This window comes from Microbacterium meiriae, assembly GCF_032364335.1.
GTDB lineage: Bacteria > Actinomycetota > Actinomycetes > Actinomycetales > Microbacteriaceae > Microbacterium > Microbacterium meiriae.
Window position 1 is genome coordinate 3,408,658 of record NZ_CP133984.1, and the last position, 21,813, is coordinate 3,430,470.

Annotated in this window: 21 protein-coding genes; 9 read left to right on the forward strand and 12 right to left on the reverse strand. The window is 69.0% G+C overall.

Annotated features, from left to right (window positions below; all coding sequences use genetic code 11):
- Positions 1-38: 38 nt before the first annotated feature.
- From RI211_RS16675 to RI211_RS16685, 3 genes are all read left to right on the forward strand, one after another.
- Entirely contained in the window at positions 39-1,898 is a 1,860-nt protein-coding gene (locus RI211_RS16675; RefSeq protein WP_315714426.1) for a beta strand repeat-containing protein, read from the forward strand.
- A 716-nt stretch (positions 1,899-2,614) separates the two neighbouring features.
- Positions 2,615-5,275, forward strand: coding sequence for a hypothetical protein (locus RI211_RS16680; protein ID WP_315636739.1), 2,661 nt, complete (start codon positions 2,615-2,617; stop codon positions 5,273-5,275).
- 26 nt (positions 5,276-5,301) lie between these two features.
- Complete coding sequence (locus RI211_RS16685) at positions 5,302-5,601, forward strand: immunity protein CdiI family protein (protein WP_144881674.1); 300 nt, start codon at positions 5,302-5,304, stop codon at positions 5,599-5,601.
- Between the two features lie 349 nt (positions 5,602-5,950).
- Here RI211_RS16685 and RI211_RS16690 read toward each other — a convergent pair whose 3' ends face one another.
- Together RI211_RS16690 and RI211_RS16695 are read right to left on the reverse strand one after the other, a co-directional pair.
- Positions 5,951-6,316, reverse strand: a complete 366-nt coding sequence (locus RI211_RS16690) for a cupin domain-containing protein (RefSeq protein WP_217583550.1) — start codon at positions 6,314-6,316, stop codon at positions 5,951-5,953.
- A 16-nt stretch (positions 6,317-6,332) separates the two neighbouring features.
- Entirely contained in the window at positions 6,333-8,459 is a 2,127-nt protein-coding gene (locus RI211_RS16695) for a CapA family protein (RefSeq protein WP_315636740.1), read from the reverse strand.
- A gap of 87 nt (positions 8,460-8,546) precedes the next feature.
- Between RI211_RS16695 and RI211_RS16700 the strand changes: the two genes are divergently transcribed.
- A complete protein-coding gene (locus tag RI211_RS16700) occupies positions 8,547-10,232 on the forward strand; it encodes a trypsin-like serine protease (protein ID WP_315636741.1) in 1,686 nt (561 codons plus the stop codon).
- 80 nt (positions 10,233-10,312) lie between these two features.
- Here the strand turns inward: RI211_RS16700 and rplI are convergent, their stop codons facing one another.
- The 4 genes from rplI to rpsF all read right to left on the reverse strand — a co-directional run bounded on the left by rplI (position 10,313) and on the right by rpsF (position 11,980).
- Complete coding sequence (rplI, locus tag RI211_RS16705) at positions 10,313-10,765, reverse strand: 50S ribosomal protein L9 (RefSeq protein ID WP_187662744.1); 453 nt, start codon at positions 10,763-10,765, stop codon at positions 10,313-10,315.
- 11 nt (positions 10,766-10,776) lie between these two features.
- Complete coding sequence (gene rpsR / locus RI211_RS16710; RefSeq protein WP_017829850.1) at positions 10,777-11,031, reverse strand: 30S ribosomal protein S18; 255 nt, start codon at positions 11,029-11,031, stop codon at positions 10,777-10,779.
- Between the two features lie 71 nt (positions 11,032-11,102).
- Complete coding sequence (locus tag RI211_RS16715) at positions 11,103-11,606, reverse strand: single-stranded DNA-binding protein (RefSeq protein ID WP_025102815.1); 504 nt, start codon at positions 11,604-11,606, stop codon at positions 11,103-11,105.
- Between the two features lie 5 nt (positions 11,607-11,611).
- Positions 11,612-11,980: a 30S ribosomal protein S6 gene (rpsF, locus tag RI211_RS16720; protein ID WP_021201450.1), complete on the reverse strand. Its 369-nt coding sequence runs from the start codon at positions 11,978-11,980 to the stop codon at positions 11,612-11,614.
- Between the two features lie 226 nt (positions 11,981-12,206).
- Here rpsF and RI211_RS16725 point away from each other — a divergent pair, with 226 nt between their 5' ends.
- Complete coding sequence (locus tag RI211_RS16725) at positions 12,207-12,911, forward strand: hypothetical protein (RefSeq protein WP_315636742.1); 705 nt, start codon at positions 12,207-12,209, stop codon at positions 12,909-12,911.
- Between the two features lie 89 nt (positions 12,912-13,000).
- Positions 13,001-13,249, forward strand: coding sequence for a DUF2283 domain-containing protein (locus RI211_RS16730; RefSeq protein ID WP_315636743.1), 249 nt, complete (start codon positions 13,001-13,003; stop codon positions 13,247-13,249).
- Between the two features lie 22 nt (positions 13,250-13,271).
- Here RI211_RS16730 and RI211_RS16735 read toward each other — a convergent pair whose 3' ends face one another.
- Genes RI211_RS16735 through RI211_RS16755 form a run of 5 tightly spaced genes read right to left on the reverse strand, consistent with a single transcriptional unit; the run spans position 13,272 to position 18,480 of the window.
- Positions 13,272-14,111: an ABC transporter ATP-binding protein gene (locus RI211_RS16735; RefSeq protein WP_259952709.1), complete on the reverse strand. Its 840-nt coding sequence runs from the start codon at positions 14,109-14,111 to the stop codon at positions 13,272-13,274.
- Positions 14,104-14,919: an ABC transporter ATP-binding protein gene (locus RI211_RS16740; protein WP_187662748.1), complete on the reverse strand. Its 816-nt coding sequence runs from the start codon at positions 14,917-14,919 to the stop codon at positions 14,104-14,106. Before RI211_RS16740 ends, RI211_RS16735 begins: the two co-directional genes overlap by 8 nt.
- The gene (locus tag RI211_RS16745; RefSeq protein ID WP_187662749.1) at positions 14,916-15,827 is read right to left on the reverse strand and encodes an ABC transporter permease; all 912 of its coding nucleotides are present in this window, start codon (positions 15,825-15,827) and stop codon (positions 14,916-14,918) included. Before RI211_RS16745 ends, RI211_RS16740 begins: the two co-directional genes overlap by 4 nt.
- The gene (locus RI211_RS16750; protein ID WP_187662750.1) at positions 15,824-16,885 is read right to left on the reverse strand and encodes an ABC transporter permease; all 1,062 of its coding nucleotides are present in this window, start codon (positions 16,883-16,885) and stop codon (positions 15,824-15,826) included. The genes RI211_RS16745 and RI211_RS16750 overlap by 4 nt, the downstream gene beginning before the upstream one ends.
- Before the next feature lie 11 nt (positions 16,886-16,896).
- Positions 16,897-18,480 (reverse strand): ABC transporter substrate-binding protein, encoded by a 1,584-nt coding sequence (locus RI211_RS16755; protein WP_259953775.1) that lies wholly within the window; start codon positions 18,478-18,480, stop codon positions 16,897-16,899.
- 151 nt (positions 18,481-18,631) lie between these two features.
- Here RI211_RS16755 and RI211_RS16760 point away from each other — a divergent pair, with 151 nt between their 5' ends.
- Positions 18,632-19,219 carry an Lrp/AsnC family transcriptional regulator gene (locus RI211_RS16760; RefSeq protein ID WP_315636744.1) on the forward strand — a complete coding sequence of 196 codons (588 nt, stop codon included), beginning with the start codon at positions 18,632-18,634 and terminating at the stop codon, positions 19,217-19,219.
- A 2-nt stretch (positions 19,220-19,221) separates the two neighbouring features.
- On the opposite strand, the gene RI211_RS16765 is transcribed toward RI211_RS16760, so the two are convergent.
- A complete protein-coding gene (locus tag RI211_RS16765) occupies positions 19,222-19,581 on the reverse strand; it encodes an avidin-fold protein (RefSeq protein WP_231729533.1) in 360 nt (119 codons plus the stop codon).
- Between the two features lie 65 nt (positions 19,582-19,646).
- On the opposite strand from RI211_RS16765, the gene RI211_RS16770 reads away from it, so the two are divergent.
- Positions 19,647-20,552 (forward strand): hypothetical protein, encoded by a 906-nt coding sequence (locus RI211_RS16770; RefSeq protein WP_315636745.1) that lies wholly within the window; start codon positions 19,647-19,649, stop codon positions 20,550-20,552.
- Positions 20,549-21,637 carry a hypothetical protein gene (locus RI211_RS16775; protein WP_315636746.1) on the forward strand — a complete coding sequence of 363 codons (1,089 nt, stop codon included), beginning with the start codon at positions 20,549-20,551 and terminating at the stop codon, positions 21,635-21,637. Before RI211_RS16770 ends, RI211_RS16775 begins: the two co-directional genes overlap by 4 nt.
- Positions 21,638-21,813: the final 176 nt, after the last annotated feature.

Consider the following 21,813-nt stretch of genomic DNA (forward strand, 5'->3'; position numbering starts at 1 on the left):
ATCCCATCAGACAGACCAGTCACGTCAGGAGAACCATCATGCGTACCTACGCGAAGCGCGTCCTCTGGGGCACGCTCATCGCCGGCGGGATCACCCTGCTCGGCGCGACGGCCGCCAATGCGGCCGAGACATCCGGAGACGACGGCTTCCTCTCCGGCACCCAGGCAGTAGCGCCCATCACCGCCCCGATCACGGTCGTCGACAACGCGATCTCCGTGCTCGGCGACGCGGCATCCACCGCGCCGGCTCCGGCCCCGGCTCCCGCCCCTGCTCCGGCTCCCGCACCGGCGTCCGCCCCCGCTCCGCAGACGAGCGGCGAGGAGGGCACCGCATCCGGCACCCAAGCCGTGGTGACCGTGAACCTCCCCGTCACGGTGACGGACAACGCGATCAGCCTCACCGAAGACTCCACGACCAGCACCCCGGCCGCCGCTCCTCCCCAGAGCGCGGCTCCCCAGGCCCCTGACGCGGCCGGGGTGCTCTCCCTCGACACGGACGGCCTGGATGGCGTGCTCTCGGGCACGCAGGCTCTGGTGGCGGTCAACGCCCCGGTGACCGTGTCCGACAACGCCATCTCGCTGCTCGGTGACTCCGAGTCGGCCGCTGAGGGAGAGAGCGCCGCAGCACCGGCGCCTGCCCCGGCGACCGGGTCGAGCACCTCGGGCGAGGACGGCACCGCGAGCGGCACCCAGGTCGTCGCCCCGGTGACGGCCCCCGTCACGGTGAGCGGCAACGCCATCTCGCTCCTCGGCGACAGCGAGGCCACCGGCACCTCCGGCGGCACCGCGGCCCCGACCGCACCCGCGGCCGGCGGGAGCACCACCGGCGGTGACGACAGCATCCTCGGGGGCACGCAGGCCGTGGCACCCGTGACGGCGCCTGTCACCGTCGGCGGCAACGCCATCTCGCTCCTCGGCGACAGCGAGGCCACCGGCACCTCCGGCGGCACCAGCCCGGCACCGGCTGCGCCCGCGGCCGGGTCGAGCACCTCGGGCGAGGACGGCACCGCGAGCGGCACCCAGGTCGTCGCCCCGGTGACGGCCCCCGTCACCGTCGGCGGCAACGCCATCTCGCTCCTCGGCGACAGCGAGGCCACCGGCACCACCGGCGGCGCCACGGCCCCGACCGCACCCGCGACCGGAGGCAGCACCACCGGCGGTGACGACAGCATCCTCGGCGGCACCCAGATGGTCGCGCCCGTGACCGCCCCCATCGGCGTCACCGGCAACGCCATCTCCGTCACCGACGACGCCACCGTCACCGGCACCACCGGCGGCGCCACGTCCCCGACCGCACCCGCGACCGGAGGAAGCACCACCGGCGGCGACGACAGCACCCTCGGCGGCACCCAGGTGGTCGCACCCGTGACCGCCCCCATCGGCGTCACCGGCAACGCCATCTCCGTCACCGACGACGCCACCGTCACCGGCACCACCGGCGGCACTACGTCCCCGAACGCACCCGCGACCGGAGGCAGCACCACCGGCGGCGACGACAGCATCCTCGGCGGGACTCAGCTGGAGCTCCCGGTGACGCTTCCCATCACGATCGGCGGGAACGCGATCTCCGTCGTCGGCGAGAGCACGGTGACCGATCCCGGCACGAACCCCGGAACGGACCCGGGCACGGATCCGGGCACCGATCCCGGAACGGACCCCGGCACCGACCCCGGCACCGACCCGGGCACCGACCCCGGAACCGACCCCGGAGCGAACCCGGGGACGACGCCGAGCACCGGAGCCGGCATGACCAGCATGCCGTGGGCTGCGGGTGCCGCCGCGACGGGTGAGGCCACCGGCCTCGCGATGACCGGTGGCGCCTCGGCCCCGTGGCTGTGGGCCCTCGCCGCTCTCCTGCTGCTGGGAGGTGCGGGCCTGCTGCGCCGTCACGCGGCGTAGGCGCTGAGCCCCGGCGGTGGCGATGTCCTCGGGGGAGGAGACTCGCCCCCGCCGGTGCGCGGCAGCGTCCGCCCGTGCGGTGCAGCCCTCGCTGCGCTTCCTCTGCCGAGCGTGACCGCCGCGCAAACGGCGGATGCCCCGTGGTCCCCCCACCGCGGGGCATCCGTGCGCCCGTTCGACGAGGCGCAGCTTCGTCAGGTCGTCCTCGATGAAACGCCGATAGCAGCCGCTATCCGCCCGGCACCTACGTCCGTCTAGTCCGGCTTCTCCTCCACGAGTCGATACTCGATACCCAGGACGTCATCCGGGTCATGGAAACGGATGGCGCCAGAGCGGAACGGAACGACGATCCCGCTCGGCTCGACACTCCACTCCCCATCCGAGGCTTCTTCAAAATCGAGGTGGGTTCTTCAAGCTCTTCCTAGGAGAGCCCCGATGACGCGCGGGTCCTCGGAGTCCCATCCATTACTGAGAACCTTGTATACCCCGCAGCGACTGTCGACGCCGTCAACAGGCTGACGGCCGTTGAACGTTCGACGCCGTCTATTGCGTTGCTCGTTGGCGCCTCGATAGCATTCGGTAGCCCGGCGGGTGTCGCCGGTCTCATCGTCTGATGAGTCCGCGAACCGTTTCGCAGACCCCTGTCTGTCGAAGGAGCTCTGGTGAGTTCTACGCGTGTAATCGTGTCCTCCCTAGTTCTCTCGAGCGTTCTCCTGGTGAGTGCGATCGTTCCGTTCGAGTCGGCGGCTGCTCAGGTGCCCGCGGACAGCACGAGCACTCCCGCACCCGAGGATCCGCCGGTACCTGCGGTCGAGAATGTTGACCGCAATGACCTTGATGTGGTGTCACGTTCGGAGTTCGAGACCCGCTATGTCGATAGCGCTGGGAGTGAGGTGGCTCAGTTCTCCGTCGACCCTCTCAACGTGCGCGTCGACGGAAAGTGGGTTGATGTGGACCCGAGCTTGTCTGGGGATAACGATGGGTGGACTGTCGAACAGCACCCGCTTGCCCCCGAGTTCGCTCCCACAGCCGACGGCCAGAACACGGTCACCGTGACACGTGACGGCCACGAGGTCGCCATGTCTCTCGTCGGAGCAGACGAGGGTTCCCCCGAGGCGCCGGTGTGGCCGTCGGACGACTTCAGCTCCCTCGCTTATCGTGATGTGCTTCCCTATGCTGACCTTGAGTACACAATCACTCCCGGGTCCGTGAAAGAAGCACTGGTGCTCCACGCCGCGCCCGCTGCAGGTAAGCACTCGTGGACCTGGCGCATCGACCCAGGAAACTTGACGCCCGCACTGACCGAAGAGGATGTTCTCGAGTTCGTGGACGCTGATGGGGCGGTCGTGATGTCCAGCCCGACGCCCATCGCCTGGGACTCCGCCTCCGACGGCACTGCAACCCCTCGCGAGGAAGTCGTCTTGGATGCCGCGCTGCTGCGCAGCTCGAACGAGAACTGGTTCTACCGCGTCTCCATCGAGGAGTCCTGGATACAGGATGCCGACCGGGTGTTCCCCGTCTACATCGATCCCGAAGTGGTGGGCACGATCGCGAACCAGAACTCGTACAAGTCCGACGGCGGTCAGTATCTCGGCCAGCAGCACATCGGAAACACAAAACAGCCTGAGGGCGACCGCTACTGGCGTGCCGTCGTCAACTTCGCAGGCGGCGCCTCCGTCGGAAAGTTCATCGAAGCATCAGACCTCGGCATCACCTACGCCGGAGTTGGGTCTACCGCCACCCACTCCGGCAATGTGCGCGTTGGCACAGCGTGGGAGTATGGCGGGTACAGCACCCTGCTCGATTCCTATTCCCTGGGCGCCGGGACGACACAGACCAACGGAACTACGTTTCCCACCTACATCGCCAGCCGCTTCGGCAAGGTGTCAGCCACCAACGTGGCCTTCATGATCAGCGGCGCCGAGGGCACCGTCTATAGTCACAAACGCGTCACCACCGACCTCTGGGTCAAGTATCACGCCCACGTCAACCCCACATTCGTGACCGGCACAGGCGGGTCGCCCACAAACGGCGCCACCGGTGTGACGCTGACCCCCACCTTCAGATCCACAGCAACTGCCGTCACCGGTTCCAGCTTGCGATACTCCTACCGGATTTTCACCGACCCTAACGGAACACCCTTCTACACATCACCGGAAACGACCTCGGCTGTTCATCGGGTTCCCGATGGGACGCTGAAGCCCGGTACGAAGTACTACTGGCGCGCCTACGTGCGCGACGCGGGTTGGGATGGCCACCTCGGACAATCCACTCTCCGCTCCACCGGTGCGTGGAGCTTCACCACCACACCCATGCCGGCCATGGACGAGGGGCGAGAACTTCATGAGCAGGCTGGCGACCTCTACCCAGTGCCCGCGACCGTGATCTCCGCCGGGGAAGCCGTCACGGTTCCGGTTGAAGGGCTGTACGGGATGCCGTCGTTTGCGGACGGGCTCGATGCCGTGGTCGCCAACGTGAGCATCCGTAGCACCACCACACAAGGCGCTTCGATCCGCGCGTGGCCGAGCGATCTGGACGAACCCGACGCGACCATGCTCGAGAGCGCGTCAACCCACTGGAACTCCATGTTCACACCCATAATGGTCGGCAGCGACGGCACCATACAGGTCCGGAACCTTTCCGCCTCTCCCATGGAACTCAAGCTCTACATGCTCGGATACGCCACGGTGCCCTCACGCATACTCCCCGCTGATGAGACTGAGGAATCCGAGCACATCGAGCCCATCGACGACAGCCAAGACGAACTCCTGGAAGGAGATCCCGACGGAACCGAGCCGGAAGCACCCCCGGAAACCCTCGTCATCGAGAACGAGACGGGAGAGTTCCTCGTCACCACGGAAGAACTCACCCCCGCCGATGCACAAGAGGTGACAGAAGGCGGCGGGGGCATTACAACGTTCGGTTTCATCCCCCCGAAATCGCCCGCACCCACTAACTGGCGCGGCTGCGGCCTCTTCGACAAGAACGAGCAATACGTCAAAAGCTACGATCGCAAGCGACTGAGGAACAGTTTCTCTGGTTCCGTCGCGACCCTCCGGTGCGGAACGGCCAGGGACTATGGCTTTCGGCATGTTCAGGCGCGCCATCAAGGGGAGTGGACCAACGTTGGCGGACGGGTGGGGGTGCAGTGGCGCGACATGGCCGACTGGTCCATCGCCTGGATGCTCTACGACCCCGACCGAGTCGTCGCCAGCGGTCCCAACTTCTGTTACTCCCGGACAGTTTTCGTCTACAACAAGAAGACTGGGCAGAAGGTCTATCAGACTAATGTCCGGCTGTTCCTCGGAAAAACAGGTCAGAGAATCATCACCGCGAACCCTGGTCGACAGTGCTCAGGAATCAACTTGGTCCGCTAGTAGCCCGCCAACGAAAGGACACCAAGATGTCTCGACGCCTTCTGCGCCTATCGCCGGACTACGGAAACATCCTCCCCGTTTGGGAGGAGACACCAGGTCTCGAGGCAGGTGACCTCGATCCCGAAGATTCAGGGCTCTCGGATGGTCTCGTACAGGAGCTCCTCGCATGGAACACCCGTTGGGAAGAGTTTCTGTACTCGAGCATGCCAGAAGACGAGTTGGAGAAACACCGCGACGCATGGGAGAGAGAAGGCCGCAGCCTCGCCAAACGCATCGAACTCGAACTCGGCCGCGAGATCGACGTACACGTCACCTATAAGCCTTGAGCTCGCGATACTGCTCACGGGCGCGCGGCGGGGGTCGGTCCGCCTGGCCGCGCAACCCTGGATGCCATCAATCGCAACGTCCAAGGCGATCTGTTGCTGCAAGTCAGAGCCGCCGGGGCACCAACCGCGACCCTACCGATACTCGGGATCGCCGCCTGGTGGTCGAGGACTGACTCAATGGACGATCCTCGCCCCCGCCGGTGCGCGGCAGCGTCCGCCCGTGCGGTGCAGCCCTCGCTGCGCTTCCTCTGCCGAGCGTGACCGCCGCGCAAACGGCGGATGCCCCGTGGTCCCCCCACCGCGGGGCATCCGTGCGCCCGTTCTGCGGACGCACGGGACGTGATGGGGCTTAGCCGAGCTCCTGGAGATCCGCCGTCATGTCGCCGCCTGCGTCTCCGGTGTTGACCGTGCCCTTCGGCTCGAAGAGGATCGCATGCACCTCTTCCTCGGCTTTCGGGCAGTGCTCGACGCCCCGGGGCACCACGAACACGTCGTTCGGGTTCAGGATGACGTCGCGGTCGCGGAGCTGGATCGTCAGGCGTCCGCTCACCACGAAGAACAGCTCGTCGGTCTCGGGATGCGTGTGCCAGACGAACTCGCCCTGCAGCTTCACGACCTTGACGTCGTAGTCGTTGACGCTCGTCAGCCGGTGCGGCTGCCAATGCTCGTGGATGGTGGACAGGGCCTCGTGCACATTGCGAACGTCGTCCGTCATGGCCAGCAGCCTATCCTCACGGCACGACGATCGAGCCGTCGGCCTCGATGACGGCGGCAGTGCCGGGGAAGTCCCGCCTCCCCCGCTCGTCCATCAGCGCGGCCGCGCGACCGGTCGGATCGGGCGACGGGGCGCCACCTTCGGCCTCGAGGCGGATGGAGCGGACCTGTCCGCCGAGAAAGGTGCCGTCCGCACGGAGCTGGACCGACAGGTAGGCGCCGAAGCGGGTCTCCTCCTCGGCTCCGAAGACGCCCCCTCCCGCGAAGTTGCCCAGGCTGTACGCGATGAGCCGGCCCCGATAGAACTCCGCACCTCGGAGGACGTGCGGGCCGTGCCCGACCACCAGATCAGCTCCGGCGTCGACGGCCGCATGCGCGAACGCCTGCGGATCGCCCCGGTTCTCCCCGAAGCTGTGCTCGGTCCCCCCGGTGATCGCGTCGGCCTCCGGTCCCTCGGCACCCATGTGCGCGTGGACGACGACGAGATCGGCCTGCTCCGCCGCCGCGCGCACCACCTGACCGACGTGACGGAGGTCGGTGACCCGGTTGAATCCCCCGTACGGCGCGAAGCCGACCAGGGCCACGGTGGTCTCCCCCACCCTCGTCACGACGACCTCGTTCCGGTCCCCGACGGCGTCCATGCCCTCCGCGCGCAGAACGGCCCTCGTCTCGTCGACGCCCTCCCGGCCGAAGTCGTGACTGTGGTTGTTCGCCTGATTGAGCACGTCGAAGCCGCGCAGCGCCGCAGCGGCATCCGGCTCGCTGCGGAACGCGAGGCAGTGGTCGCTCCCGCCGCACTTGTCGACGCCGGTGTCCGCCGCGATCACCTGCTCCAGGTTGCCGGTGACGATGTCCTCGGTGAACCACGGGCGCACGGCGTCGAAGGTCGATCGTCCGCGATCCACCGGGATCCCGCGCGACGCGTCGTACAGCAGGATGTCGCCGACGGCGCCGATGCTGACCTCGCCCTCGTTGGTGGCGGCGCGGTCGGCGGTCGCGGCCCGCCGGGCGGGAATCGCCGCTGCCGCGCTGACGGCGAGGCCGACCCCCAGCAGTGCCAGCACCGCGACCGGGGTCCGCCAGGGGACTCTGCGAGGCGCGCCGTCGACCGCGGCCCGCCGACGAGGCAGATCCCACAGCCAGGCGAGTCCATCGCGAGCGGTGAGGCGATCGAGGCCGATGCACGCGGCGACGAGAGCTGCCGTCAGCACGACCGGGAGCAGGACGGCCGCGAGCAGCTGCACCGCCTGCCCCGCGTCGGACAGCACTCCCACGAGCGCGGCGTCGGCGAGCGCGAGCAGCGGCATGTGCAGGAGGTAGATCGGCAGGGTCCGGACGCCGAGCGCCTGCAGGCCCCGCCCGACCAGAGGGAGGCCCGCGAGGATCGGGGCGACGGCGAGTCCCATCGCCACCCCGAGGACGGACACCGCCGGCCACACCCCGGGAACGGTCTCCGTACCCGTCACGCGCATGACGGCGTAGGCGGCGAGGTACCCGACGGTCAGGGCCCCGGCGAGTGCGGGTCGCGGACGAGCGGTGAAGCGACGGATGCGCGGCGCGAGGTACGCACCTCCGAGGAAGAAGAAGAGGTTGTAGAGGAGCGATCCGCGGTTGCTCACCACATCGACCAACCCGGCGGCCACCGCCACCGAGAGGACTCCGGAACCCGCCAGCATCACGCCGCGCGGCAGTCGCTGCAGACCCTTGGCGACGACGAAGTACAGCGCGAGCGCGTAGAGGTACCAGGTGTTCGGCGGGCTGATCGTCACCCCCTCCACGAACGCGGAGACACTCCGCGGTATGAACGTCGGGAAGTCGGGGAGCGCCCACATCGCGGCGGCATGGATGAGGCTCCACAGCAGATAGAGGTAGAGGAAGCGGGCCACGCGCGGACGGAGCACGGCCGCCCACGGTCGAGCCAACGCTGCGGAGGCGAAATATCCGGACAGGAACAGGAACAGCGGCATGAGGAACGGCCAGATGAGGTCGCTCGCGAGACCCCAGGCTCCGGGAAGGGGGATGCCGAGCCGCCAGTCGACCTGCAGGTAGGTCTTCAGCACGACGTGCCAGAACACCACGAGGACGATCAGCAGCCCCTTCGCGGCATCGCCCCAGGGCGCGCGCGATGTCGTCGCTGCGGTCATGACACCAGCCCACCCCACCGGATGTTGCGAGAGCGTATGCGAATCCGCCGACACTTCCGAAACGGTCGTGTCCGTACGGTCCTTCGCATGACACGCATCAGATACCTCGTCGCCGGCGTCCTCGCCGCTCTCCTCGTCCTCGCCGGCGCCGCGCCCGCACTCGCGATCAGTGACGGCAGCGACGCGACGGAGAGCTATCCCTTCATGGGCGCCTACAAGCCGGGCTTCCCAACGCCGCCCGGCGCGGGAGGGAACGGCTGCGGCGTCACCCTCATCGATCCGCACTGGGGGCTCACCGCCTCGCACTGTCGCAAGAACAACTTCGCCCAGGTCGGCTTGCCGATCGGCTGGACGGTGCAGTTCGGCTCGGCCGACGTCACCCGCGGCGGAGAGGTGGCGACGGTCAGCCGGTTCTTCCAGCTCCCGAAGTCCCGGGAGGGCTTCTTCGGCAAGGACCTCATGCTCCTGCGGTTCGACGAGGCTGTGGACCAGACGCCGATCCCCGTCGCCGGAGCCTCCCCTGCGGTGGGGACGAACGGACGGATCCTCGGCTGGGGGAACACGGCGGCGACATCGCCCGCGGTCTACCCGTCGATGTTGCAGGAGGCCGACGTCGACGTCCTCGATCCGAAGACGTGCCCGAACGCCTCCGACGGGGAGCTCTGCGTGGGCGGCGGCGTGGCGAAGGCCGGCAATGCCGACTCCGGCGGCCCCCTCCTGGTCCGTGAAGGGGCGGGGTGGGCGCTGGCCGGCGTGCTCAGCGGACCGGAGCAGGACAACGACAAGGCGGCAGGGCTCTACACGGACGTCACTCGGCACGCGGAGTGGATCCGCACGATCATGCGGGACCACGCCACCATCCCGGACGACGAGGTCGACCTCGGACTGGGAGGCTACCCGGCGCTGGGCGAATGCGAGTCGTCGCTCGTGATGGCTGCGAACTCCCGCCGTGACGACCCGGCACTCCTGCTGACGAACGGTCACTGCATTCCGGCCGTGGAACAGACTCGGGATATCCCGCGGCGCGGCGAGTTCCTCCAGAACCGTCCGGCGGACGGCGAGGTGTCCTTCGCGGACGCGCAGGGGTACGGACTCACGACTGCGGGCCTCGACCGTCTCCTCTTCGGCACGATGACGGGCACCGATGCCGCCGTGTACCGCCTGGATGCCTCCTTCGCCGAGCTCGAAGCGCGCGGCGCGACCGTCCTCCGTCTCGCCGCGGCATCGCCCAGGGTCGGCGACAGCGTCCGCCTGATGACCACCGAACCCCTGACCTGCACCATCGAGGCCATCGTCCCCACCCTGCGCGAAGAGGGCTATGAACTGCACGATTCGCTGCGGATGGCGACGGAGAAGACGTGCGAGACGTACCCGGGAACGTCGGGTGCCGCGCTCGTCGCGGGCGACGGGAAGACGGTCGTCGGCATCAACAGCTCCCACAACGACGGCGGCGAGGCGTGCGCGGAGGACAACCCCTGCGAGGTCTCGGCGGACGGGACGACATCGGTCCGCCCCGGGCAGGCCTACGGGCAGCAGGTCACCGGTCTCAACGACTGCATCGCGGCCGGGTCGGTGTTCGACGCGGACGCCCCGGGATGCACCCTCACCGCCGCGGCCGACGACGCCGCGCCGCTGAACGTCCCACTCCTCGTCGGCGGCGCGGTGTTCACCCTGGGCATCGCCGCGTTCGTGTGGGCGCTCATCGCGCACCGGCGGCGGAGGAACCGGCTCACTGAGCCGGCGTCCGTGTCGGAGAGCGACGCCCTCGTCTGACCCGCGTCCGGATGCACGAACGCCCCCTGTCCCGGAGGACAGGGGGCGTTCTGTTCGACAGGCAGGGCCCGTCGGGTGCCTTACTTGGCGGCGACGACCTGCAGCGTGATGACGGCAGTGACGTCCTCGTGCAGACGCACGGTCGCCTCGTGCTCACCGGTCGCCTTGATGGGCGAGGTGATGTGCACCTTGCGCTTGTCGATCGAGCCGAGGCCCGCAGCCGTGACGGCCTCTGCGACGTCGGCGGTCTTCACCGAGCCGAACAGACGGCCTTCCTTGCCGGCCTTCACCGCGAGACGCACCTTGGTGCCCTCGAGGGTGTTCTTCAGGGCCACAGCCTCGTCGCGGTCGTGGATCGCGCGAGCCTGACGCGCGGCCTGGATCGATGCGACCTGCTTTTCGCCACCGCGGGTCCACGCCGTAGCGAAGCCCTGCGGGATGAGGAAGTTGCGGGCGTACCCGTTCTTGACCTCGACCACGTCACCGGCGCTACCGAGCCCGGCGACCTCGTTCGTGAGAATCAGCTTTGCCATCTCGATACCCCTTACCGGCCGGCGCCAGCGTAGGGCAGGAGCGCCATTTCGCGCGCGTTCTTGATCGCCGTGGCGATCAGACGCTGCTCCTGCACCGAGACACCGGTGATACGACGGGCGCGGATCTTGCCGCGCTCCGAGACGAACTTGCGAAGGGTGGCGACATCCTTGTAATCGATGACACCGACCCGGATGGACTTCGCGGGAGCGGTGGGCTTGCCACCCTTCCGCGGCTTGCGGCGGTCGCCGCTCGACTTTCCAGCCATAGTTTTTCCTTAGTGATGAGCGGGGTGCGGCCCTTCGACAAGCTCAGGGACCCACCCGTGAAGAAGTGTTTTCAGAAGGGGGTGTCGTCGCCGAAGCTGCCCGGAGTGCTCCAGGCGTCGGCGCTGGTCGACGAGCCGGGCGTGGACCACGGCTCCTCCGACACCTGCTGCTGCTGCGCGGGACGGGACTGTCCCCCGCCGCCACCGCCCGAGGCCGCACGGGTGACCTGCGCGGTCGCGTACCGCAGCGAGGGGCCGATCTCGTCGACCTCCAGCTCGATCGCGGTGCGCTGGTTGCCCTCGCGGTCCTGGTAGGAACGCTGGCGCAGGCGACCCTGCGCGATCACGCGCATGCCCTTGGTGAGCGAGCCCGCCACGTGCTCGGCGAACTCACGCCACACCGAGGCGCGGAGGAACAGCGCTTCGCCGTCCTTCCACTCGTTCGCGGCACGGTCGAAGTTGCGAGGCGTCGATGCGATGGTGAAGTTCGCCACCGGCAGCCCGTTCTGCGTGTAGCGCAGCTCGGGGTCGGCGGTGAGGTTGCCCACCACGGTGATGACGGTTTCGCCGGCCATGAGACTTAGGCCTTCGCAGCCTTGGCGGCCTTGCGGGCAGCCTTCTCTTCGGAGCGCTTGGCCTCGGAAGCGATCATCGCCTGAGCCTCTTCAGCGCGGAGCACCTTGGTGCGCATGATCTGCTCGTTCAGCTTGAGCTGACGATCGAGCTCCTGCGTGGCGGCGCTGGTCGCGGTGAAGTTGACGACGGCGTAGATGCCCTCGGTCTTCTTCTGGATCTCGTAGGCGAGACGGCGCTTGCCCCAGATGTCGACGTTCTCGATAGAGCCACCATCGTTGGTGATGACCTTCAGGAACTTGTCGAGCGTCGGGGCGACCTGGCGCTCGTCGATCTCGGGGGTCAGAATGACCATGAGTTCGTACTGGTGCGTCACTTACCCACCTCCTTCGGACTAGAACGGCTCTCGGGGCTTTCCCGGGAGCAGGAGGGTGTGTGCACGTGCCCGCCCGTGGAATCCCGAATGGACGCCGCAAGGCAGACAACCTCGACAGTCTAGCGGAGTTTCCTCGGAACCGCCTCCCGCACATCCGCTCGGTCCTTGGCATGCTGGAGGGCGTGCCTGGTGACGGTCATCGGCACGTGACCTGGAGGGGGGCGCCATGCGCGTCAACAAGTGGGGGGTCGGCGTCGTGCTCGCCGCCGCCGTCATGCTCACCGGATGCTCGGCGGGAGCGTCGGACAAGCCGGCCGAGTCGAAGCCGAGCGGGGCCGCGTCGCAGGAGGCCGAAGCGCCGTCCACCGACTGCCCCGAGCTCACCGACGGCGCCACCGTCGACGGCTCTGCCCTCGGCGCCTGCATCGCCGAGGCCATGACCGACACTGCCGGCTACGCCGCCAAGACCGTCGTGATGGGCATGGAGTCCACCACGCGCTTCAACCCGTCCGAGAAGGCGCTGGAGTCGCTCTCCCCGATGGGCTCGATCGTCGCGATCGGCGACGACGTCTGGGTGAAGTCGCCGTCGAGCGACTGGCAGACCGCCGACCCGTCGTCGAGCGACCCGATCATCGCGGGCCTCAGCACCACCGCGAAGGACGTCACCGCGATGGACCCCGCCGAGACGGCGAAGGCCATCACGGGTGACTTCACCGTGACCGGCACCGGCGAGCGCCTCGGCCAGAAGGTCTACCTCGTCAGCGGCACCGTCGAGCAGGCGGGCACGCCCGTCGAGGTCGTGTTCGAGGTCACCGAGGACTACGTCAACCTCGCCTCGACCAGCTCCGCGACCGTCCAGGGGCAGTCGGTCGACGTCGCGCTCGAGATCACCGAGTGGGACGTGAAGCAGGACATCGTCGCGCCGCTCTGATCGCACGAGACACGCGAAGGGCCGGGGTGCATGCTCCGGCCCTTCGCCGTCACCAGGACCGGTGGCGGAGGAACGAGCGGAGGCCGTTGATGCACCTCAGATATGACCCCGAAGCGGATGCTGCGTACCTCCCGGTCGGACGTGAGCTCCACGCGGGCGAATCCGCCGCGCAGGTACCGGAGATACGCAACCCGCGCGGCGCCGGGGAGATCATCCTCGATTTCGACGCCGACGGGCACCTTCTCGGCGTCGAGATCCTTCAGGCGTCGAAGCTCCTCCGGGCCGAAGACCTCGATCGGGCCCGACGCATCTCGAACGAGTCTCCTGACGGAGCATGACGGCAGCTCGCCGTGCCCGGCCTCAGTAGGCGACGGGAGGCACCTCGGCCCAGACCGCGCGGTCGTCGGCGGAGGGGGCATCGGGGATGCGGCCGGTGCCGTCGGGCTCCGGGATCGCGGCGAGCAGCGCCTGCGTGTAGGGGTGCCGCGGCGCCGCCCAGAGTTCAGCGGTCGGCCCTGATTCGAGCACCCTCCCGCCGAACATCACGAACGTGCGGTCGGCGATGCGGCGCACGACGGCGAGGTCGTGGGAGATGAAGAGCATCCCGGCGCCGGACTCGGCCACGAGGTCGCGCATGAGCCCCGCGACACTCGTCTGGGTGGACGCGTCGAGCGCGGAGATCGGCTCATCGGCGACGAGCAGCGAGGGCCGCGCGGCGAGCGCTCGGGCGATCGCGATGCGCTGCTTCTGGCCGCCGGAGAACTGATGCGGGAAGCGGGTGCGCACCTCAGCGGGCAGTCCGACCCGCTCCAGCCACTCCTCCACGGTGGAGCCGGCGGCACCGCGCGCGCGGGCGGTCGCGATGCCGTCGGAGATCTGGTCGCCGATCCGCCGGCGCGGGTTCAGCGAGGTCGCCGGGTCCTGGAAGACCATCTGGATGCCCGTGAGCGCCGTGTCACGACGACGGATCCCCAGCGGCGCGACGGGGGCTCCGCGGAACGACACCGTCCCGCCGGCGGTCTTCTCGATGCCGACGACAGCGCGGGCCAGGCTCGACTTGCCGCTGCCGGACTCGCCCACGAGGGCGACCGTCTCTCCCGCCGCGACACTCAGCGAGACGCCGTTCACCGCGATCACGGGCGGGGTGCCCGGATACCGCACCACCACGTCGCGCGCGTCGAGGACGCTGACCTCACTCATCCGCGGCCTCCTCCGGGCTCTCATCGATGCGCGACCCCGGCAGGGCCGCGAGCAGCATGCGCGTGTACTCGTGCTGCGGGGCGCGGAACAGCGTCTCCCGGTCGGCGAGCTCCACGATGCGACCGTCCTTCATGACGGCGACCGTGTCGGCGATCGCGCTCATCACGCCCAGGTCGTGGGTCACGAGCAGGACGGCGAGGTTCCGCTCGATCGCGAGGTCGCGCAGCAGCTTCAGGATGCCGGCCTGCACCGTCACGTCGAGGGCGGTCGTCGGCTCGTCCGCGAGCAGCACCTCCGGATCGCACGCGAGGGCGCACGCGATCGCGATGCGCTGCCGCTGCCCGCCGGAGAACTGGTGCGGATACCGCTTCAACGCCTCGGCCGGATTCGGCACCTGCACGGTCTGGAGCAGCTCCACCGCCCGCTCGCGCGCAGCGGCGCCCTTGAGCCCGAGATGCACGCGCATGTGATCGGTGAGCTGCCGACCGACCGGAAGCTGCGGGTGCAGCGAGGCCGACGGATCCTGGAAGACCATCGCGATGCGCTTCCCGCGGATGCGGTTGAGCCCCCGGCGGTTGCGACCGACGAGCTCCTCCCCCGCGAGCAGGATCGAGCCGCCGGTCTTCGCCTGTCGCGGCAGCAGGCCGAGCACGGCGAGGGAGGTGAGCGTCTTGCCGGAGCCGGACTCCCCCGCGAGGCCGTGGATGCGCCCCGGTTCGAGTTCCAGGGACACGCCCTTGACCAGCGGACGGCCGATGTCGATCGTGAGGTCGCGGATGCTCAGCGTCGCCGTGCTGTGCGCGGTCATGCGGGCACCCCCGTCGCGGAAGCCGTGTGCTCCGCCTGCTTCTCGTGGGCGATCTCGGCGGTCGGGTCGAGCACGTCGCGCATCGCGTCTCCGAGGAAGTTGAACGCGAGCACCACCGTGAGGATCGCGAGACCGGGGAAGACTCCGAGCCACCAGGCGTCGAAGTTCTGCATCGCACCGGAGATCATGGAGCCCCACTCCGCCGTCGGCGGCTGCGCCCCCAGGCCGAGGAAGGAGAGGCCGGAGAGCAGCAGGATCGCCGCGCCGATGTCGAGTGTCGCGAGCACCAGGACCGGGCCGGCGATGTTCGGGAGGATGTCGACGAACAGGGTGCGCACCGGCGAGTGTCCGAGCAGGCGGCCCGCGATCACGTAGTTCTGTCCGCGGAGACCGAGCACGATGCTGCGGGTGACGCGGGCGTACTGCGGCCACGAGACCACGATCGCGGCGATGACGGCGTTGAACAGCGAGGGGCCGAGCGAGGCCGCGACCACCATCGCGAGGATCACGGTCGGGAACGCCATGAAGAGGTCGGTGATGCGCATGAGCGTCTCGTCGACCGCGCGCCCGAAGTAGCCGGCGACCGCGCCCACGAGCGTCCCGATGATCAGGGCGGCGATCACGAGCATGAGCGCGAGCGGCAGGCTCACCGTCGCGCCCGTCATCAACCGGGAGAAGATGTCGCGGCCGTTGCCGTCGGTACCGAGGATCGTGTCGATGCCCGGCGCCTGCAGACGAGGGAGCACCTGCGCGTTCGGCGGATACGGCACCCACCACTGCGCGGTGAAGGCGACGATGATCCACGCCCCGGCGATGACGGTGCCGATGATGCCGAGCGGGGTGCGCCAGGCACGCGGCCAGCGGAAGCGGAAGCGTCCGGCGGGGGTCGCTGCGGCGATGCGGCTCATGCGATCCTCACTCTCGGGTCGAGCACGCCGTAGAGCAGGTCCACGATGAAGTTGATGAGGAGGTAGATGACACCGACCACAAGACCGACACCCATGATGCCGGGCAGGTCGAGATTGGCGGCGGAGTTGTAGGCGTACGTGCCCAGCCCCGGCCAGGCGAACACCGACTCGACGAGCACCGTTCCGGAGAGCAGGGCTCCGAAGGCCACGCCGACCACCGTCAGGATCGGCAGCGAGGCGCCCCGGAGCACGTAGTCGAGGATGACGCGCATGGCCGGCAGGCCCTTGGCACGGGCTGCGCGCACGTAGTCGCTGCCGAGGACCTCGAGCACCGAGGTGCGGATGAAGCGGGTCAGCAGACCGATGGTCACGAGCGAGAGCACCATGACCGGCAGCGCGAGGTGCGCGAGGGCGTCGAAGAAGCCCACCGCGTCGCCGTTGAGGAGGTAGTCGACCGTGTAGAGCCCGGTCACGCGCGGCGGCGGGGTGATCGACGGCGAGATGCGTCCGGAGCCCGGCGCGATGCGCAGCTCCAGGAAGAACACGTAGAAGCTGACCAGCGCGAGCCAGAAGGTCGGGACGCTGAGCCCGACGAGCGTGACGACGCGGATGACCTGGTCGGTGACGAGTCCGCGACGGTAGGCCGCGAGCGTGCCGAGCACGATGCTGACCGCGAGGCTGACGATGATCGCGCTGATCGCGATCTCGATCGTCGCGGGCACGGCGGTGGCGAGGTCGCTGGTGACCGGGCGTCCGGTCACCAGCGACGTGCCGAGGTCCCCGCGGAGCAGGTTCCCCATATAGATGAAGTACTGCACGAACAGTGGCTGGTCGAGACCGTTCGCCGTGATGAACGCCTCGCGCGTCGCGGGGTTCTGCGACGCGCCCTCGCCGAGCGCGGCCGAGACCGGGTCTCCCGGCACCAGGTTGGTGAGCGCGAACGTGACGATGGTCACGCCCACCAACAGGAGCAGGGAGGTCCCGGCCCGCCGCAGCAGGTACCCGACGAGAGGCGAGCGGCGCCGCTGCGCCTGCCTCTGCACGGCCACTGTCGTCATGAGTCGTCCGATCAGCCGGCGGGCGTGATCTCGGCGATGTCCATCTCCCACACGGAGTTGTAGACGGCGCCGGACACGCTGGAGGCGGAGGAGATGTTGCGACCGGGGACGATCAGCGGCACGAACGGGCCCTCGGCCTGCATGGCCTCGGCGAACTCCGTGAAGGCCTCGGTGCGCTGCTCGGCGTCGGTCGCGGCGGCCGCACCGGCGGCGATGCCCGCGATCTCCGGGTTCGCCTCGGCCGCCCAGCCGGCGCGGAGGCCGACCTTCAGACCGGGCGCGAAGGGCAGGAAGTTCGCGGAGTCGGCGTAGTCCGGACCCCAGAACCAGAGGCCGAAGCCCTCGGTGCCGTTGACGTACGCGTCGAGCTCGGTCGCGAACGGTGCAGGAGCGAGGTCGACGGCGATGCCGGCGTCCTCGAGCTGCGCCTGGATGCGCTCTGCGAGCGGCGTGAACTCCACGCCGCCGACCGGGTAGTCGTTCGGGAACTGGAGCTTGAGGGTCTGACCGGTGTAGCCGGCCTCCTCCAGCGCGGCCTTCGCCTTGTCGAGGTCCTGCTCCACGCCGCTGTCGAGGGCACCCTCGAACCCGGGCGGGATGACGCCGGTCGCCTGCACGGCACCCGCGCCCGCGAGCTCGAGCAGCGCGTCGTAGTCGAGCGCGTAGCGGATGGCCTCCGCGATCTTCACGTTCGCGAGGTCACCGCCGGCCTCGCCCTGGTTGAGCAGCAGGAAGATGGTCTGACCGGAAGGGACCGAGTCGACGCTGATGTCGTCGCCGAGGCCCGCGACCTGGTCGCCGTTGAGGTCCATCGCGACCATCGAGTCGCCGCCCTTGAGGTTGGCGAGCTGGGTCGCGCTCTCCGAGACGTTGCGCACGACGACGCGGCTGTAGGCCGACTCCTCGTCGCCGTTGTACTCGTCGTTGCGGGTGAGGACGACCTGCGAGCTGAGGTCGAGCGTGTCCAGCACGAAGGGGCCGGATCCGGCGGACTCGCCGTCGAGGAAGCCCTGGGCGCTGTCGGAGCCGTCGGTGGTCCCGCCGTTCTCCATGACGACGTCGGCGTTGACGATGCCGAGCGCGGGGTTCGCGAGGATCGCGGGGAGCTGCAGCAGCGGGGTCTCCGAGGTGAACCGGATGGTCTTGTCGTCGACCTCCTCGATCGTGAGGCCGCCGAGCAGGAAGTTGGGCTTGGCGTCTGCCATCCCCTGGATGCGCTGCAGCGAGAACACGACGTCCTTCGCCTCGATGGGCGAGCCGTCGGAGAACACGCGGTCGCCGTCGAGCGTGAAGGTGAACTCGGTCGCCTCGTCGTTCTGCTCCCACGACGCGAGGCCGGGGACCGGAGTGGAGACGTCGGAGCCCTCGAAGTCGACGAGGGTCTCGTACAGCGCCTTCGCGATCATGTTGCCGGTCGGGTCGTAGGTGTGACCGGGGTCGGTCGTCTCGATCGAGAACGCGGTGTCGATGACGAGGGAGTCGGAGCCCTGGGACGACTCGGAGTTGTTCGCCGAGTTCCCTCCCGAGCAACCTGCGAGCGCCAGGAGCGCGACGGCTCCGAGCGCGATGACCGGCGTGATACGGCGTGACGACATCAGGGCCTCCAAGGGCGAGGAGTACATTCGGGTCCGGTCGCCACCGATGTGGACGACCGGGGATCAGATTCGCATCATATGCGACGATGTGTCCAGCAAGTGCGCGTCACACAGGCACGCATTGTCGAGAACCTCGGATGTGGGGAGCAATATGTCCAGCAAGGACGCGGATCCGTCGAAGCAATCTGGACGAAGTGCCGCCCCTTTGGATGAGACGGCGTACAGAATCCTCGATGTGCTGCGCGATAACGGTCGCGTCTCGATCGCCGCGCTGGCCGAGAAGGTCGGCATCTCGCGGGCCAGTGCGTACACGCGGGTCGAGTCGCTCGTGCACGACGGCGTCATCACGGGGTTCAGCGCGCGCGTGGATCAGGCGAAGGCCGGGCTGTCGATCGGGGCGCTCGTCTTCGTCACGGTGATGCCGCAGGCCTGGACCTCGTTCCGGGAGCGCATCATCGAGATGCCGGACGTGGAATGGTGCGCGATCACGACCGGGGAGCACGACGCGATGCTGCTCATCCGCGCCGTCGACGTGAGCGGCGTGCACGAGTTCTCGACGGGGGTCATCGCGCAGCTTCCGGAGGTGCGGACCGTGGTCAGCGTCGTCGTGCTCGACGAGGTGATCCGGCGGCCCTACCTGCTGCCCGGCGACCTGCCGGAGCGGCAGACCGAGGTCCCGTTGGGGATGACCCGGTGGACGCCGGCCTCCCCCGGTCGGGATGCGCTCCCGCCGCGCTGAGGTCAGGCGGCCGGGATCTCCTCGACGACACTGAGCTGCGGGAGTCCGTGCATCTCGTAGTGCTCGACCAGACGGATGCGGCCGTCGTCGGTGAGCTCCAGCTCGCTCTCGCCGTCCCCGGTGACGACGGTGCCGTCGGCCTTGAGCACGTGGACGAACGAGACCCAGATCGTGTCGCCGGTACGCGTGCCCACGAACTTCCCGAAGGTGACCGTGTCGCCCTCGTAGCCGCCCCAGATCGCGCCGTCGCGTTCGAAGTACTCGAAGACGCTGGGGGCGTCGGGGTCGACGGCGGAGGTCGTGGACGAGACCATGCGGAAGCGTCGGCCGTCGAGGGAAGGGAGGGTCGCGGTGGCAGTCACCCCTCGATTATGGGGGATCCACGGCCGCGGCTCGCGTCGTCGGACACGGCCGGTACCGTGGTCGCATGGAGTGGATCGCAGACCCCGGCGTCGGCGCGTGGCTGCGCGAGACCCTCGACGACGGCCTCGGCAGCATGCACACGGTGGCCCCCCGCGGCTTCCCGGCATACGCCCGGATCTTCCATCCCGCCACCGCGCGGGAGACTCCCACGGCGGTCGACTCGGACGTGCGCGTCAGCTGGACGCAGACCGCCGCCGCCTTCGGCACGACGATGCACGCGGAGGCGCAGTGGCACCGGATCGTGCGGACTCCCGTCGACGCCGATTGGCGGACCCGCATCGCTCCGGACGGCCGCGAGTTCACGGCGCCGCTGGAGGGTGCGCTCGACAGCGACCTCGTGTCGATCCTGGCCGGGCACCTCGCCGCCCACACCGCTACCCCGGACGACGGGGTCGTCGCGCTCTGGGACGGGTTCGGCGCCCTCGTCGGGTTCTTCGGCGACGGCCCGTCCCGCGCGTTCCTCACGTTCAGCGACGACCCGAACCATCAGGCGATGCTCGACCAGAGCATCCACGACCCGTTCAACAACGTCTTCCGGAAGCCCACCTGGCAGGACGGCATCCTCTCGCGGGAGATCTCCGAAGGGCCGCGGCTGCAGCTCCCCGGGCGCGACTACGTGCTGTTCTCCGGCGGCGCCAGGGACTTCATCGATCCGGCCTGGGTGCTCGGCGCGCCGTGGCGCGATCGTGTCGGCGAGGAACACGGCTTCCCGCCCGCCGCCCAGAGCCCGAATATCCTCTGGCCCGCCGATCACGCGTGGGTGATGGTCTCGGAGATCGACTACGACTCCACGATCGTCGCGGGCTCGCCCGACCTCGTCCGCGCGATCTGCACGGACGAACGTCTGGAGGCGAAGGCGCTTCGCGAGGGCGCCGACCTCACCTGGGACGCCGACGAGGTCAACCGATGACGTCTCCGCAGGCGTCGGCGTCGTTCGACGCGCGTCCCCTCACCGATCCGGTCGACCCGGCCGCCGTCCGCGCCTTCACGGCGGAGCTCCGGTCCCGGCGGACGACCGGCATGGCGGTGTCGTCGATCATCGCCGTCGTAGCCGTGGCGATCGCCGGAGTCGTGCTGCTCCCGATCCTCGCCTCCGTGGTGGTGGCGCTGGCAGCGGGCAGTCAGTCCCCCGCCTCCGCGGCGATCCCGCTCGTCCTCCTGCTCCTGGTGGCGGCGGGGGTGGGTGTGCTCATCTGGATGGGCGTCCGCAACGCGCGGACCGCCCGGTACCGCCTGCACCGGTTCGCCCAGGCCAACGGCATGACGTACGAGCCCCGCGTGGACGATCCGCCGCTGCCCGGAATGATCTTCCACCTCGGCCGTTCGCGCCTGGCCACCGACCTCGTCCGCGGAACCCACCCGCGGTTCGTGGAGTTCGGCAACTACCAGTACACGGTGCAGTCCGGGAAGAACTCGACGACGTATCGCTGGGGCTACGTCGCCGTGAAGCTGGACGTGCCCCTGCCGAACATCGTGCTCGACGCGAAGGGCAACAACGGCTTCGGTTCCAACCTGCCGGCATCGTTCCAGCGGGCGCAGCGTCTGTCGCTCGAGGGCGACTTCGATCAGCACTTCACCCTCTACTGCCCCGAAGGCTACGAGCAGGACGCGCTCTACCTCTTCACGCCCGACATCATGGCGCGCTTCATCGACAACGCCGCGCAGCTCGACGTCGAGATCGTCGACGACTGGCTGTTCCTCTACACGCCCCGCCGGGCCTCCACACTCGATCCGGAGACGTGGGCCTGGCTGTTCGGAACGGTGGGCGCGTTGCTGACCAAGCTCGACCAGTGGGCGCGGTGGCGCGACGACCGCCTCGCTGCCGCGGCGGCGCCCGGGGGCCACGCTCTCCCGTTCGCTCCGCCGGCCGGGATGATCACCCCACCGCCGGGGGTCGCGCCGCAGGGTCGGCGCCTCAAGCGCACGGGCACGTGGGTGCCGATCCTCGTGGTGATCGGCTTCGCAGTCTTCTGGATGCTCAGCCGCTGGAACTGACGACGAGTCCGATGTGGGGGTGGGTGTCGTTCTGGGGAACCGACGCCCACCCCATCCCCCCTCGGGATCGAAAGGAATTCGACGTTCCCTCCGCATTGACGGTTCGACCGTCCCGCCCGTGGTCAGCTGGGGACTGACGCTGCGTGGCGATACCCGGATGGTATACCGGCGGACGT